Below are 14,197 nucleotides of genomic sequence, written 5' to 3' on the forward strand. Positions count from 1 at the left end.
ACCCACCCATGCCCTTGGACGCCGACGTCCAGACCCATGCCCGCACGCTCACGCTCAACTCCCCGGACCATGTCCGGGTGGGCCCTTTCGTGATCCGCTACAACCCGAACTGGGAACTCAAGTACGCCAATTACGCGATCCCCGACCAGGGCGCTGAACCCGCGCCCGGCGACCTCGACGCCCTGATCGCGGCCTTCCGCGAGCTGGACCGGATACCGCGCCTGGAGTTCCTGCCCACCTGGGCGCCCGCGGTCGAACCCGCCCTGCTGGAGGCCGGGTTCACCGTGGAGAACCGCGCCCCGCTCCTGGCCTGCGCCCCCGGCGGTCTGCTGCCGCCGAAGCCGGTCGACGGCCTGGTGATGGCCGAGCCCGCCACGGACGCGGAGTTCGCCGCCGCGGCCCTCGTCCAGCACCTCGGCTACGGCGGGACGGGCGAGCCCGAGGCCGGTACGGCCCAGTGGCTGCGCACCGCCGCGTCGGGCGGCGGGGTCGCCGCCCTCGCCACGGTCGACGGCACCCCGGCGGGTGCGGGCGGCTGCTCGGTGCCCGTCGACGGTCTCAGCGAGCTGGCCGGCCTCGCCGTCGCGGCGGACTTCCGCCGCCGCGGCGTCGGAGCCGCTCTCTCCGCCCACCTCACGGAGACCGCGTTCGCGCGCGGCTGCCGGGTGGTCTGGCTGGAGCCGGGCGACGCCGACGTGGAGCGGATCTACGCGTCCATCGGCTACCTCAGGGTCGGCGAGAAGCTGAACATCTCGCTCGACCCGGCCTGACCGGGCCCGGACCAGGCCCCGGGCCCGGTCCCGGACCAGGCCCGGCCTGCCCCCACGCCCGGTCCGGGACCAGGCCCGCCCGGACCCGGACCCGGCGTCAGACCAGGCGGCGGGCCGTCGCCCAGCGCGTCAGCTCGTGCCGGTTGGAGAGCTGGAGCTTGCGCAGCACCGCCGAGACGTGCGACTCGACCGTCTTCACGGAGATGAACAGCTGCTTGGCGATCTCCTTGTACGCGTACCCGCGGGCGATCAGCCGCAGTACCTCGCGCTCGCGCTGCGTCAGCCGGTCGAGGTCCTCGTCGACCGGCGGGGCGTCCGTGGACGCGAAGGCGTCGAGGACGAAGCCGGCCAGCCGGGGCGAGAACACCGCGTCGCCGTCCTGGACCCGGAAGACCGAGTCGACCAGGTCGGCGCCGGTGATGGTCTTGGTGACGTAGCCGCGGGCGCCGCCCCGGATGACGCCGATGACGTCCTCGGCGGCGTCCGAGACGGACAGCGCCAGGAAGCGCACCGGGTTCTCCACCGCGCCCATGAAGGGCGCGCAGCGGCGCAGCACCTCGACGCCGCCGCCGCCCGGAAGGTGGACGTCGAGGAGGACGACCTCGGGGCGGGTCGCCGTGATGACGGTGACCGCCTGGTCGACGTCGGCGGCCTCGCCGACGACCTCGACCCCCGTCTCCTCGGTGCGGCCGATCTCTGCCTGCACTCCGGTGCGGAACATCCGGTGGTCGTCGACGAGCACGACTCGTACCCGGCGCTCCGGGCCCTCGTGGCCCCCGGTCGCCTCAGTGGTCCCGTTCATCGCTCGTCCTCTCCATCTCCAGCTCGACTTCCGTGCCCCCGCCGGGCACCGAACGCAGCCGTGCGGTACCGCCGTTGCGCTGCATCCGGCCGATGATTGATTCTCGTACGCCCATTCTGTCCCCCGGCACGGAATCCAGGTCGAATCCCGGGCCCCGGTCGCGGACCGAGACGAAGACCGTGCGGCCCTCGACCTCCGCGTAGACCTGGACGGCGCCGCCCTCGCCACCGTACTTCGCGGCGTTGACCATCGCCTCGCGTGCGGCCTGCATCTGTGCGGTCAGCTTCTCGTCGAGCGGGCAGTCGCCGACGACGACGACCTCCAGCGGGACGCCGTGCTTGTCCTCGACCTCGGCCGCGGCGCGTTTGACGGCCTCGGCGAGGGTCTCGGGCTCGTCGTCCTCGTCCTTGCCGGTGCCCCCGGGGTTGTAGAGCCAGTTGCGCAGTTCGCGTTCCTGGGCGCGGGCGAGTCTGCGGACCTCGCCCGCGTCCTCGGCGTTGCGCTGGATCAGGGTGAGGGTGTGCAGGACCGAGTCGTGGACGTGGGCGGCGACCTCGGCGCGTTCCTGGGCCCTGATGCGCATCAGGCGTTCCTCGGAGAGGTCCTGGGTCATGCGGACGAGCCAGGGTCCGGCCAGCAGGGCGATGCCGGTGAGCACGGCGATGGCCGCGGTGAGGACGTTGCCCAGCTGGGCGGCGGAGCCGCGTACGACCATGAACCCGGCGAGGCCGAGGCCCACCAGGGCGACCCCGGCGAGGCCGCGGGCCAGGTGCAGGACCTGGCGGCGGCTGCCGACCTCCATCCAGCGGGCGCGGCGGGCGTTGTCGGCCTGGCGCCACACCAGCACGGAGCCTGCGCCGATCAGCAGGGTGGGCCAGATGTAGCGGTCGGCCTTGCCGCCCATGTCGACGTTGCCGACGAAGACCAGGGCGCCGATGAACAGCGCGATGAGGGCGAAGACCTGGCCCTTGTCGGGTTTGCGGAGTCTGCGGGTGCCGTCGGGGGCGGTCTCGAAGAGGGAGCGCGGGCCGTCCGTGCCGCCGACGCCGAGCGGGACGACGATCCAGAACACGGCGTACAGGAGTGCGCCGAGGCCGTCCGCGAGGAACAGTCCGAGGAAGACGAAGCGCACCCAGGCGACGGGCAGTCCGAGGTGCCCGGCGAGCCCGCGTGCGACGCCGCCGAGCAGCCGTCCGTCGGCGCTGCGGTACAGCTTGCGCTGGGGCGGCTCCTCCGGGTCGGGGGCGAGGGAGCTTGCGGCTCGGGGCGTGGCGGCTGGCATGACCCGATCGTCACACGTCCGTGCGGGTGATGGCATCAGGGTCGGCCCCCACATCGACCCTGAGAACGGGCGGCTTCGACGGACGCCCCTCAGGGTCCGGCCGGACCAATATCAGGGAACGGCCAGGGTCGGGGCGGGTGCCGGAAGGCCGCGGCGCCCGTCACCATGGAGCCATGACCGTTCCCCAGGATGCGCCGCCGGGCGCCGTGCCGTCCCCAGGGCCCGCACCGCAGCTGCACCGGAGCCCGCGGCAGAAGGTGGTGGCCGGGGTGTGCGGCGGGCTCGGCCGGTACTGCAACGTCGATCCGGTGATCTTCCGGATCGTCCTCGGTGTGCTCTCGGTGACCGGCGGTCTCGGGCTGATCTTCTACGGCTTCGCGTGGCTGCTGATCCCGCTGGAGGGCGAGGAGGAGAACGAGGCGCGCCGGCTGCTGTCGGGCCGGGTCGAGGGCTCGTCGCTGATCGCGGTGCTGTGCGCGCTGATCGGCTGCGGGCTGTTCCTGTCCATGCTGGGCAACAGCGGCACGCTGGCGTTCTCCGCGATGCTCTCGGTCGCGGTCATCGGCTTCACCGTCTGGACGCAGCACCGCAGGACGGCCGATCCGCAGGAGCGGACGCATCCGGCGGCCGACCGGGCGGTGTCGGACGCGCCGCCCGAGGTGAAGGCGCCGCCGAAGCCGTCCGGGCCGTCCTGGTGGCGCGACCCGATCGTCAAGGACGGGACCACGGGGCCGGTCGGTGACGGCTATCTGTGGGGGCCGCCGGACGCCGTGCTCGACGGCGGCGCGCAGGGTGCGCGCCGGGCGACGGCCCACGCCCCGTTCCTCCCGCCGCAGCGGTCGCGGCAGGTCCGGGGGCCACGGTCCATCGGCGGCGCCGTCTTCGTCAACGCGATGGTCGCGGGCGGTGTCGGTACGGGCCTGAGCTGGGACGGCAATCCGCTCGGCACGAGTCTGCAGATCGGCCTCGCCGCCGCGCTCGCGGTCTTCGGGGCCGGGATGCTGATCAGTGCCTTCGTCGGCCGGACCGGTTTCGGCACGCTCCTGATGGCGATGATCACGGCCGGTCTGCTGGCGGGAGCGTCCGCGCTGCCCAAGGACATCACCACGCACTGGGTGCGCGAGGAGTGGCGGCCTGCGTCGGTCGCCGCGGTGCAGCCGCGCTATCAACTGGGCTCGGGGCAGGCGAAGCTGGATCTCACCCGGGTCGCCGTGCCCGCCGGGGACACGGTGCGGACCGAGGTGGAGGTCGGCGCGGGCCGGGTCGTCGTGCACGTGCCGAGGACGGCCACCGTGAAGGTGGACGCGCGGGCCGGTCTCGGCGACATCACCCTGCCGGGCGACCGGCGCCAGAACGATGTGGACATCCGCCCCTCGCAGAACGAGCACCGGACGCTGCCGCCGGCCGCGGGCGTCAAGCCGGCCGGCACGGTCGAGCTCGATCTGGAAGTGGGCCTCGGACAGGTGGAGGTCATCCGTGCCAAGTAGTGAGTTCCGGCCCGGGCGGGGTGTCGCGGGTCTGGTGATGCTGACGCTGGCGGGCGGTTACGCGGCCGACGCGGCGGGCATGTGGGACGCCCCGTGGGCCTTCTTCGCCGCGGTCTTCGCGGGCGGCCTGTGGCTGGCCGCCACGGTGACCTGGGTGGCCTACCGGATCCGTCGCCGCCGTGCCGCGAGGAAGGCGTCCACGGAGAACGTCGCCGCCCCGCCGAGCAGCAGCGGCAGCCAGGCCATGAGGTAGATCAGGTCGTTGCCGAGGTAGTACGGCGAGACCTGCCAGCTGACGGTCAGCCACAGACTGAGCGAGATCAGCGCCCCGCCGAGTGCCGCGATCCGTGCCCACAGGCCCAGCAGGGTGCCGATGCCGACGGCGAGCTCACCGAGGGCGATGGCGTATCCGAAGCCGGACGGACTCTTCAGCGCGAGGTCCACGAGGGCCGGAATGGCGGCGGAGTCGCGGACGGCGGTCATCTGCTCGCCGATCGATCCCGGTCCGGTGGCGTGGAAGAAGGCGCTGTCGGTCAGTTTGTCGAGCGCGGCGTAGATGAAGGTGACGCCGAGGAAGATCCGCAGGGGCAGCAGCGCATGCTCCCGCGCCAGTCCCTTCAGGTCCCTGGCCTCGCCCAGACCGCGCCCGTTCGTGCCGTACCCGTGCATGACTCTCCCGCCTTCCGCGGCCCGCCGCCGGACCGCCGGGTCCGCCAACAGGGCCGTTCGACCCTCGCCGGACCGTTCGATCCGTCACCAGACCATACGTACGCCCGGTCCGCACGGCTCACCAGGTGTCCGGCCGGGTCGCCGGGAGTCCTCAGTCCGTGACGTCGATCGCGACGCGGTTGGACTCCGCCCCGGACGCGGTCACCACCTGCACCTCGACCACTCCGGGCTCCACCTCCACCGGTACCGGCACGGTCAGCACGGTGTCGGTCGGGTTGGCGAAGCCGCCGGTGACCGGGACCATCGGTACGTGTACGTGGACGGAGCCGATCCGCACGACCATGCGGGCCAGCCGGTCCGGGGCCCCGGCGCCGGGCGGCACGAATCCCGCGCCCCGGATCTCGATGTCGTCGCCGGTACGGATCGGCGCGTCCAGGTCCCCGGCCTCACGGGCCCGGACCACCGACAGCACCACGGGCCGGCCGCCCTCCGTGTACTTCCCGGCGAAGTAGGCCGCCGCCGCGACGGCCACCAGGAGGGCGAGGCCCCACGGCAGGTCGGGCAGCTGCTCGGGCCGGCGGGCGAGACGGACCGCGGCGAACACCACGGCGACGGTCGACACCAGCACGTAACTCACGTCCGTGAACCCGCCGCGTCCCGCGTCGTCGGTCAGCAGGTCCGCCGCGCGCGGCCGGTCCGCCCGCAGCTTCTGCAGCCGCCCGGACAGCACCCGTACGCTCACCACCCGCCGCACGACCACCGCGATGGCGCACACGAGGGCCAGCACGGTCACCACACCGGCGCCGCGCGCCAGGTCCAGGCCCTCGATCAGGGCGTCGCGCTGTGCGTGGCCGGAGGCACCCGCCAGCTGGAGGGCGAGGACGAGGACGGAGAAGACGGCGAGCAGCACCCAGGAGGCGGCGACCGTTCGGGAGGTGGAGAGCCGGTTGTCCTCGCCGATCAGCGGGGCGAGGAGGCCGCCACGTGCCCGGTGGACGTGGGCGGCCGCGGTGAGCAGCCCGGCGGTGACGAGCCCGGCGATCAGCCCGGCGGTACGGGCGTGGGTCCAGCCGGCCCCGATGGCGGTGGCGGCCTCGGCGAGGGCCAGGACGGCGACGGCGCCCCAGACGATGACCAGGGTGCGCTGCCAGACCCGGTACAGCCAGGCGTCACCGGCTTCCCGGCCGCGTTCGGCGACGGCCTGCGCGGACTGGGTCAGCTCGTCCGAGACCCACTGCCGGGTCGCGGAGGCGGACTGGGCGACCCCGCTGGGCAGCCCCTGGCCTGCGGCGAGTTCGTCGCGCTTGGCCAGGAAGGCGGCCACCGCGCGCCGGTGCCCCTGGCGTGCTCCGTGCGGGCAGTCGCCGCACGTGCAGCCACCGCCGTGCGTGCCCTGTCTCGCCTCGTCCAACGCCACGGAGAACTCCGCCCCTTCCCGCCCCGGTACAGCCGCCGGTCAACCCAACTCGACTGTGATTGCTGCGAATTGTGCCGTACGGAACGGGAGGTTCCCGCATCGGGGCACACCGGGCGGGCGGGATCGTCAGAACGTTCGAGAGATCCGGTTCCACAGCGGCTGGTAGTTGATCCACGCGACCAGGTCGCTGCCGAGCTGTTCGCGGGTGGTGACCGCGTCCCGGTGCTCGATCAGCACGGGCTTCCCGGCCGCCCGCGCGGCCAGCTGGACCTGGCAGGACCGCTCCAGCGACAGGAACCACCAGGCGGCCGCGTCCACCGAGTCGCCCACGGTCAGCAGCCCGTGGTTGCGCAGCACGATGGCCTTGCGGGGCCCGAGCGCGGCCGCGATCCGGCGTCCCTCGTCCTCGTCCACGACGACCCCGGTGTACGCGTCGTAGAGCGCGTGGTCCTCGTAGAAGGCACAGGACTCCTGGGTGATCGGCTCGACGAGCTCACCCAGCGCGGCCAGCGCCCTGCCGTGCACGGAGTGGGTGTGCGCGACGGCGACGACGTCCGGGCGGGCCCGGTGCACCTGCGCGTGGACGGCGAACGCGGCCTGGTTGACGTGCCGGCCGCCCTCGACGACCTGGCCCTCACCGTTGACGAGGATCAGCTCGTCGGGCCGCAGCCCGTCGAAGGGGGCGCCGAAGGGGTTGACCCAGTAGCAGTCACCGAACTCCGGGTCGCGTGCCGTGATGTGTCCGGAGACGCCGTCCTCGTACCCGTACTCGCCGAACAGGCGCAGCGCCCCCGCCAGACGCTCCTTGCGGTGGGCGCGCTCCTCCTCCACGGAGGTGTGGACGGGCGGCATGGCGAAGTGGAGCTGGTCCACCGGTACGGGTGTGGGCTCGGGCATGGCGACTCCTCGGGTGCTCCCTGGCGCACGGGATCAGGCGTACGGGATCGGAAGTTACCGCCGGTCGCCGCAGGTGACCAGAGGCATCGGCCATCGATTGTGCGGCCGCCGGGCCGGGAACGCGGCGATGCCGCCGCCCGCGGGAACGGGACGGCGGCATCGGCACGCGGAGCGAGGAGCGGGAGGACTACTCCCACTCGATGGTGCCCGGGGGCTTGCTCGTGACGTCGAGCACGACGCGGTTCACGTCGGCGACCTCGTTGGTGATGCGGGTGGAGATCTTGGCGAGGGTCTCGTACGGCAGTCGCGACCAGTCCGCCGTCATGGCGTCCTCGGAGGAGACCGGGCGCAGCACGATCGGGTGACCGTAGGTGCGGCCGTCGCCCTGGACGCCGACGCTGCGGACGTCCGCGAGCAGGACCACCGGGCACTGCCAGATGTCACGGTCGAGGCCGGCCCTGGTCAGCTCCTCGCGCGCGATGGCGTCCGCCTCGCGGAGCAGGTCGAGCCGTTCCTTGGTGACCTCGCCGACGATCCGGATGCCGAGGCCGGGGCCGGGGAAGGGCTGGCGCTGGACGATCTCCTCCGGCAGGCCGAGCTCCTGGCCGACCATCCGGACCTCGTCCTTGAACAGCTGGCGCAGCGGCTCGACGAGCTCGAACTCGATGTCGTCGGGGAGGCCGCCCACGTTGTGGTGCGACTTGATGTTGGCGGTACCGGTGCCGCCGCCGGACTCGACGACGTCCGGGTAGAGCGTGCCCTGGACGAGGAAGGCGACCTCGGGGCCGTCCTCCTGGAGGATCTCCAGCTGGGCCTGCTCGAACACGCGGATGAACTCGCGGCCGATGATCTTCCGCTTCTGCTCCGGGTCGGACACCCCGGCCAGAGCGTCGAGGAAGCGCTTCTCCGCGTCGACGACCTTCAGCTTGGCGCCGGTCGCGGCGACGAAGTCCTTCTCGACCTGCTCGGTCTCGCCCTTGCGCATCAGACCGTGGTCGACGTACACGCAGGTCAGCTGGGAGCCGATGGCCTTCTGGACGAGGGCGGCGGCGACCGCCGAGTCCACGCCGCCGGACAGCCCGCAGATGGCGCGCTTGTCGCCGACCTGGGCGCGGATCGCGGCGATCTGCTCCTCGACGACGTTGGTCGTCGTCCAGTTCGGCTCGATGCCCGCGCCGCGGTAGAGGAAGTGCTCCAGGACCTGCTGCCCGTGCGTGGAGTGCAGGACCTCCGGGTGGTACTGCACCCCGTAGAGCTTCTTCTCGTCGTTCTCGAAGGCGGCGACCGGGACGACGTCCGTGGACGCGGTGACGGTGAAGCCCTCGGGAGCGGCGGAGCAGGCGTCGCCGTGCGACATCCACACCGACTGCTCGGTCGGCGTGCCCTCGAAGAGGGTCGAGCCGGCCTTGGAGACGGCGAGCGCGGTACGGCCGTACTCGCGGGCACCGTTGTCGTCGACGGTGCCGCCGAGCGTGGTGGCCATCAGCTGGAAGCCGTAGCACATGCCGAAGACGGGGACCCCGGCCTCGAACAGCGCACGGTCGAGCGAGGGCGCGCCCTCGGCGTACACGGAGGACGGTCCGCCGGACAGGATGATCGCCCGGGGGTTCTTGGCCAGCATCTCGGCCACCGGCATCGTGGACGGCACGATCTCGCTGTAGACCCGGGCCTCACGGACACGTCGGGCGATGAGCTGGGCGTACTGCGCGCCGAAGTCGACAACGAGGACCACGTCGGTGGTGGTGTCGGGGGCGGCGGGGGGTGCTGCTGGCACGGGGCGGCCTTCCGGCGGTGGAGAGGGGGTCGGTTCTTCCGATTCTACCGGCGGCCGGGGGCGTACCTCGTCGCCCGGGGAGAGCCCCGGCCGTCTCACCATCCGGGCCGGGCGTTGGGCGGGGCCCCGGGATGGGTCCATACTGGGCCCATGCGTCAGCACACGATCTTCGTCTTTACCTATGGCACCCGGCCCGCCGGCTGCCATGGTCGTGCTGCTTGAGCAACTGACAAGCAACGTTCCAGGCGCCCCGGGCCGACAGGCCCGGGGCGTTCTGGCGTTCCGGGCCCGGTCGGCCCCGAGGAGCCCCTACGCACCCCTCAGGGAGACCAGCCATGAGCACCACCACCACCGCCAGGACCGCCGCCGACGTCACCGGCGCACACACCGACGAGGCCGCGTCCCTGATCGCGGACGCCCGGACACGCATCGACTCCCTCGACGACCGGATCATCGGCCTCGTCCAGGAACGGATGGCCGTCTCCACCGTCATCCAGGAGGCCCGGATCACATCCGGGGGCCGCCGGGTCAACCTCTCCCGCGAAATGGAGATCCTCGGCCAGTACCGGGACGCGCTGGGCAAGCCGGGCACCTCCCTCGCGATGACGCTGCTGGAGCTGTGCCGCGGCCGCGTGTGACCCGCCGCAGGCCGAGTGCCCGTCGGACACGGCCGAGGGCCGGCAGGGCTGTACGGGCGTATCCCAGTTCGGGCGGACTCTCACCCGTACGGCGCGTGACCGTGCACCGCGCGGCTTCGTTGGTCCCGGTGTCCGTGCCAGCCAGGGGCGGCTTTGGAAAGAAACCACGCGTGGCTCCGCCGGGGCGTGTGGCGTACTGCAGGTACGCCGTGGGACCGCGCACCGGCGTGCGTGACCGGTCGGCAGGGGACAGCAGCCCGGTCACCTCAGAACGGCAGGCTTCGGGGACGCCCGAAGCCTGCCGTGTCCAAGGGTCCGTGAACCGGTCATCCGGTGCACGGACCCTTGTGCGTTCCCGGTCCGTTCTTCCGCGCCGCAGGCGGCGGATGTACGTTCCCCGGCCGGTGTACGTTCCCCGTCCGCTCCTCCGGCCCGCGGGCCGGGGCGCGTTCCCGGTCCGTTCTCACGGAGACCCTTACGGCCCGCGGGCCGGGGCGCGGGTTCCTCGGTCAGGGCCTGAGCCGCCGCCTGGCCGCCAGGCGGAGCACGCCGCCCGCCAGGAGCGCGGCCACCGCCGCGCCCGCGGGCGTCGCGGCGTCGGTTCCGGTGGCGGCGAGGCGGCCTCCGGTGCCGGAGTCCCGGACCGGCGAGCCGGTGGTGCCGGTGGAGCCGGAGCCGCCCGGCGTGGAGGACGCCGGGGCCGAGGTGCCGTCCGTGGGGCCGCCGCTGCCCGACGAGCCCGAGGCGGACCCGCCCGCGGTGGCGCCGGGGTCCCCCGCATCGTCCGCGTTCAGCACGAGGGCGGCGGTGTTGTTGCTCCGGTCGGGGTCGAACGGCAGCAGCGGGTCCCGCGCCCCCGTACCGCGCACCTCGACCGCACCGGAGGCTCCCGTGACGGCCTGGACGATCTTCAGGTCGAAGTGCAGTGCGCGGCCGGCGTCCTCGCGGACGGCCATCGACGTGTCGCACACATAGCGGGGTGCGCCGGCCTGCTGCTCGCGGTACCGCCCGTCGGCCGTCACGCCCCGGCAGGTGGCGGGCCATGCGCTGACGGAGGCGCCCTCGGGAACGGTGAAGTCGACCGTGGCGACCGGCTCGCCGGAGCGGAGGTTGCCGATCCACGCCGGCCCCTCGTTACGGAAGCCGATGTCGGCCCCGACGGTGCTGCCCGGCAGCCCGGACGCCGTGTCCCCGTACGCGGCGAAGTCGGCGCTGTTCGCGGTGCTGAAGTCGGCCTCCTGCTGGTTGTCACCGGGTTCGAGGTCGCCGGAGCGGACGGCGGCGGGGGCCGCGGGGGCCGCCTTGAGCGTGAGCACGTTCCCCGTGCCGCCTTGCCCGGACCGCGCTCCGGGCACCCGCACGGCGCCGCGCGTCCCCGGTCCGGCCTCGTCGATCCGGTAGACCAGGGTGTCCCGGTAGGCGCGCCGCGTGGCCCTGAGCAGCAAGGGCTCAGCCAGTTCGTAGACGGCGCCCGCCTCGTAGCTGCCCCCGACCGAGCAGCGCGCGGTGGTCCGTACGGGGAAGCCCTGGCCCGCGTCGTCCTCGCGGTACACGCAGTTCTCGTACCGCTCGGTGAACTCGATGCCGCGGGTGTACGTGAGGGTGAGCACGACACCGTCGGCGGCGCGGGTCCCGTGGTTGGCGAAGGCGAGCGGGAACGGCTGGGTCCGGCCGGGTTCGAGCTCCTGATCCAGCGGGGCCCGCTCCATCACCAGATCGGGGCCGCCGATCACGATCCGGGTGGTGAACGGGGTGAAGGCCGCGCCGTCCGCCGTACCGGTCACCCGGATCGTGCCGGAGTCCCCGTCCCGGCTGCCCGCCGCGGCGCCGACGCGGAGTCCGGGCAGCGGGTTCGTCCCGGGCGCGAGGCCCGTGCCGTGGCAGACACCGGTCGTGCCGGTGATCTCGCAGTCCGCGCCGCCGCCCGTTCCGGCCGCCGTCCCGCTCTCCGATCCGCTCTCCGTCCCGCTCTTCGCGCCGAACACGGCGTCGGCGACGCCCGCGATCCCGCCGAAGTCGAAGGTGACGGTGTACTCGCCCTCGAAGCGGCCGCGCTCCGCGTCCGGGGACGGGTTGTCGACCGTGATCGCGACGGAGGCCCGCTGCGGGCCGCCGCTCGCCGGGTACGGGTACAGCGCGGTCTCGGCCGGGCCGCCGAAACCCGGGGCCGGACCGGCTGCGCGGGCCGGGGCGCTCAGGGCGAGCGACCCGGCGGCCAGCAGGCCGGCGGCGGCGAGAGCGGCCGCGGCGCGACGCAGGGCGGCTCTCGGAGTCGTGCTTCTCATCGCGGACCTTCTGGGGTCAGTGGGAACCGTCGGCCGCCGTGGCGGCAATACGAGTTCGACCCCGGGCCCGTACGAAGAGTTGCGCGGGTCCAGGTCACGGATTGAGCACGTCGGGAGGCGAGCCCCGAACGAAACGTGAGCGGCGTCACATACGGATTATGTGAGTCCGGGGACAACCATCGGCACGTCTTGCAGGTCATGCATGCGGAACCACCGGTCACATCCGTAACGCGGCTTCACCGGTAGAGCGTGAGGGGCTGCACTCGGAGGGGGGTGCAGCCCCTTCTGCTGCCCCTACTCCGCTGTCGTGGATTCCCCCGTCGCAGCGTTCGCCTTCGTGGATTCCGCCGCCGTGGCCTTCGGCGGCACCGCCGGCATTCCCAGGAACGGCAGCCGCAGCGCGCCGAACGCCTCCTCCGGGACGGCCGGCGCCTGCGGCGCGACCGCCGTCAGCCGTTCGTACCCCAGGTCCTGTGCCGGGCGGGGGTCCTGCTCACCCTTGTTGGGCCAGAAGGACATGGCCCGCTCCGCCTGTGCGGTGATGGTCAGCGACGGGTTGACGCCGAGGTTGGCGGAGACCGCGGAACCGTCGACGACCGAGATGCCCGGGTGGCCGAACAGCCGGTGGTACGGGTCGATGACGCCTTCCTCGGCGCTCGCGCCGATCGGACAGCCGCCGAGGAAGTGCGCCGTGAGCGGGGTGCCCATGAGCTCGCCGATGTTGGAGCCCGGGAAGCCGTTGATCTCCTCGGCGAGCAGCGACGCGCTCTGCGTCGCCTCGGCGATCTGCGTCGGGTTGGGCGCTCCGTGCCCCTGACGGGCGGTGAGCAGGCCCTTTCCGATGCCCCGGGGCTTGCGGTACGCGGTCAGGGAGTTGTCCAGCGACTGCATGACGAGCCCGATGATGGTCCGCTCCGACCAGCGCCGGTTGGAGAGCGAACGCACGGCGAGGGTCGGGTGCTTGGCGACGTTGCCGAACCAGGCCAGTACCCGGTGGGTGCTGTAGGGGACCTGGAGGATGGTCATCCCGCCCATCGCGTTGGATCCCTTGCCGTAGCGGACCGGTTCGATGTGGGTGTTCTCGTCGGGGTGGATCGACGAGGTGATGGCGACGCCCCTGGTGAAGTCGGCCTCGGTCCCGTGCTTCCTGCGGTAGCGGCGTTCGGAGGTCTGCGCGCCCACGAGGCCTTCGGAGTTGGTCCGCGTCAGCTCGCCGAGGCGGGAAGAGATCCGCGGCAGCAGACCCCGGTCCTTCATGGTGTGCAGCAGGGTCTGGGTGCCGTACGTGCCCGCCGCCACGACCACCTTGCGGGCGCGCAGCAGGGTGGGCTTCGCCTTCCTGCGGCGGTCGGTCGGCACGGTGGCGACGCGGTAGCCGCCCTCGGGGTCGTCCGTGACCGCGACGACGGACGTCATCGGGTGGATGACCGCTCCGGCCTTCTCGGCGAGGTGGAGGTAGTTCTCGTTGAGGGTGTTCTTCGCGCCGTGCCGGCAGCCGGTCATGCATTCGCCGCATTCGGTGCAGGCCTTGCGGGCCGGGCCCGCGCCTCCGAAGTACGGGTCGGCGACGGTGCCGCCGGGCTTCGCCCTCGCCGTGCCGTCGGCGTCCTCGCCGTCTCCGAAGAAGACGCCGACCGGCGCGAGATGGAAGGTGTCGCCGACGCCCATGACCTCGGCGGCCGCCTTCAGATGGACGTCGGACGGCGTCATCGTGGGGTTGAGCCTGACCCCGAGCATCCGCTTGGCCTGCTCGTAGTACGGCGCGAGCTCGTCCTGCCAGTCGGTGATGTGCGCCCACTGCCGGTCCTCGAAGAACGGCGCCGGAGGCACGTACAGCGTGTTGGCGTAGTTCAGCGAGCCGCCGCCGACGCCCGCACCGGCCAGCACCATCACCTTGCCGAGCAGATGCACGCGCTGGATGCCGAAGAGGCCCAGCGCGGGGGCCCACAGGTAGTTCTTCAGGTCCCAGGAGTTCTTGGGCAGCGTGCCGGGGGTGAAGCGGCGGCCCGCCTCCAGGACACCGACCCGGTAGCCCTTCTCGGTCAGCCGCAGCGCCGAGACCGCGCCGCCGAAGCCCGAACCGACGATCAGGACGTCGTAGTCGTACGCGGCGTCGTCATCGGCCGAGCCGGCCGGTCCGGCCTGATTCTGGGCAGGGCTGTCCTGGGACATGGCT

At 72.8% G+C, this 14,197-nt stretch carries 12 protein-coding genes; 4 read left to right on the forward strand and 8 right to left on the reverse strand.

What is annotated here, in order from left to right:
• Positions 1 to 8 precede the first annotated feature (8 nt).
• Positions 9 to 770, forward strand: coding sequence for a GNAT family N-acetyltransferase (locus ACIQMX_RS03555; protein WP_402474678.1), 762 nt, complete (start codon positions 9 to 11; stop codon positions 768 to 770).
• Positions 771 to 867: 97 nt separating this feature from the next.
• On the opposite strand, the gene ACIQMX_RS03560 is transcribed toward ACIQMX_RS03555, so the two are convergent.
• Together ACIQMX_RS03560 and ACIQMX_RS03565 are read right to left on the reverse strand one after the other, a co-directional pair.
• Positions 868 to 1,572 carry a response regulator transcription factor gene (locus ACIQMX_RS03560; protein ID WP_136327611.1) on the reverse strand — a complete coding sequence of 235 codons (705 nt, stop codon included), beginning with the start codon at positions 1,570 to 1,572 and terminating at the stop codon, positions 868 to 870.
• Entirely contained in the window at positions 1,556 to 2,854 is a 1,299-nt protein-coding gene (locus tag ACIQMX_RS03565) for a PspC domain-containing protein (protein WP_402474681.1), read from the reverse strand. The genes ACIQMX_RS03560 and ACIQMX_RS03565 overlap by 17 nt, the downstream gene beginning before the upstream one ends.
• Positions 2,855 to 3,027: 173 nt before the next feature.
• On the opposite strand from ACIQMX_RS03565, the gene ACIQMX_RS03570 reads away from it, so the two are divergent.
• Entirely contained in the window at positions 3,028 to 4,341 is a 1,314-nt protein-coding gene (locus ACIQMX_RS03570; RefSeq protein WP_363067079.1) for a PspC domain-containing protein, read from the forward strand.
• Positions 4,331 to 4,594, forward strand: a complete 264-nt coding sequence (locus ACIQMX_RS03575) for a hypothetical protein (RefSeq protein ID WP_363067078.1) — start codon at positions 4,331 to 4,333, stop codon at positions 4,592 to 4,594. Before ACIQMX_RS03570 ends, ACIQMX_RS03575 begins: the two co-directional genes overlap by 11 nt.
• Here the strand turns inward: ACIQMX_RS03575 and ACIQMX_RS03580 are convergent.
• The 4 genes from ACIQMX_RS03580 to guaA all read right to left on the reverse strand — a co-directional run bounded on the left by ACIQMX_RS03580 (position 4,501) and on the right by guaA (position 9,098).
• A complete protein-coding gene (locus tag ACIQMX_RS03580) occupies positions 4,501 to 5,010 on the reverse strand; it encodes a DoxX family protein (RefSeq protein WP_363067077.1) in 510 nt (169 codons plus the stop codon). The two genes, ACIQMX_RS03575 and ACIQMX_RS03580, sit on opposite strands and share 94 nt — an antisense overlap.
• 151 nt (positions 5,011 to 5,161) lie before the next feature.
• Positions 5,162 to 6,427 carry a hypothetical protein gene (locus ACIQMX_RS03585; protein WP_363067076.1) on the reverse strand — a complete coding sequence of 422 codons (1,266 nt, stop codon included), beginning with the start codon at positions 6,425 to 6,427 and terminating at the stop codon, positions 5,162 to 5,164.
• A gap of 126 nt (positions 6,428 to 6,553) precedes the next feature.
• The gene (locus ACIQMX_RS03590) at positions 6,554 to 7,324 is read right to left on the reverse strand and encodes a class II aldolase/adducin family protein (RefSeq protein ID WP_363067075.1); all 771 of its coding nucleotides are present in this window, start codon (positions 7,322 to 7,324) and stop codon (positions 6,554 to 6,556) included.
• Between the two features lie 187 nt (positions 7,325 to 7,511).
• Complete coding sequence (gene guaA, locus ACIQMX_RS03595) at positions 7,512 to 9,098, reverse strand: glutamine-hydrolyzing GMP synthase (protein ID WP_148020283.1); 1,587 nt, start codon at positions 9,096 to 9,098, stop codon at positions 7,512 to 7,514.
• A gap of 335 nt (positions 9,099 to 9,433) precedes the next feature.
• Here guaA and ACIQMX_RS03600 point away from each other — a divergent pair, with 335 nt between their 5' ends.
• A complete protein-coding gene (locus ACIQMX_RS03600) occupies positions 9,434 to 9,736 on the forward strand; it encodes a chorismate mutase (protein ID WP_363067074.1) in 303 nt (100 codons plus the stop codon).
• A gap of 509 nt (positions 9,737 to 10,245) precedes the next feature.
• On the opposite strand, the gene ACIQMX_RS03605 is transcribed toward ACIQMX_RS03600, so the two are convergent.
• Positions 10,246 to 12,021, reverse strand: a complete 1,776-nt coding sequence (locus ACIQMX_RS03605; RefSeq protein ID WP_402474687.1) for a peptidase — start codon at positions 12,019 to 12,021, stop codon at positions 10,246 to 10,248.
• 294 nt (positions 12,022 to 12,315) lie between these two features.
• Positions 12,316 to 14,193 (reverse strand): GMC family oxidoreductase, encoded by a 1,878-nt coding sequence (locus ACIQMX_RS03610; protein ID WP_363067072.1) that lies wholly within the window; start codon positions 14,191 to 14,193, stop codon positions 12,316 to 12,318.
• Positions 14,194 to 14,197: the final 4 nt, after the last annotated feature.

Origin of the sequence: Streptomyces sp. NPDC091416 (genome assembly GCF_044756845.1) — a bacterium.
GTDB lineage: Bacteria > Actinomycetota > Actinomycetes > Streptomycetales > Streptomycetaceae > Streptomyces.

Bases quoted from the DNA above. Each gene is read 5' to 3' on its own strand.
- ACIQMX_RS03555 (WP_402474678.1), top strand. From the start codon at position 9: ATGCCCTTGGACGCCGACGTCCAGACCCATGCCCGCACGCTCACGCTC.
- ACIQMX_RS03560 (WP_136327611.1), bottom strand. From the start codon at position 1,572: ATGAACGGGACCACTGAGGCGACCGGGGGCCACGAGGGCCCGGAGCGC.
- ACIQMX_RS03565 (WP_402474681.1), bottom strand. From the start codon at position 2,854: ATGCCAGCCGCCACGCCCCGAGCCGCAAGCTCCCTCGCCCCCGACCCG.
- ACIQMX_RS03570 (WP_363067079.1), top strand. From the start codon at position 3,028: ATGACCGTTCCCCAGGATGCGCCGCCGGGCGCCGTGCCGTCCCCAGGG.
- ACIQMX_RS03580 (WP_363067077.1), bottom strand. From the start codon at position 5,010: ATGCACGGGTACGGCACGAACGGGCGCGGTCTGGGCGAGGCCAGGGAC.
- ACIQMX_RS03590 (WP_363067075.1), bottom strand. From the start codon at position 7,324: ATGCCCGAGCCCACACCCGTACCGGTGGACCAGCTCCACTTCGCCATG.
- ACIQMX_RS03600 (WP_363067074.1), top strand. From the start codon at position 9,434: ATGAGCACCACCACCACCGCCAGGACCGCCGCCGACGTCACCGGCGCA.
- ACIQMX_RS03605 (WP_402474687.1), bottom strand. From the start codon at position 12,021: ATGAGAAGCACGACTCCGAGAGCCGCCCTGCGTCGCGCCGCGGCCGCT.
- ACIQMX_RS03610 (WP_363067072.1), bottom strand. From the start codon at position 14,193: ATGTCCCAGGACAGCCCTGCCCAGAATCAGGCCGGACCGGCCGGCTCG.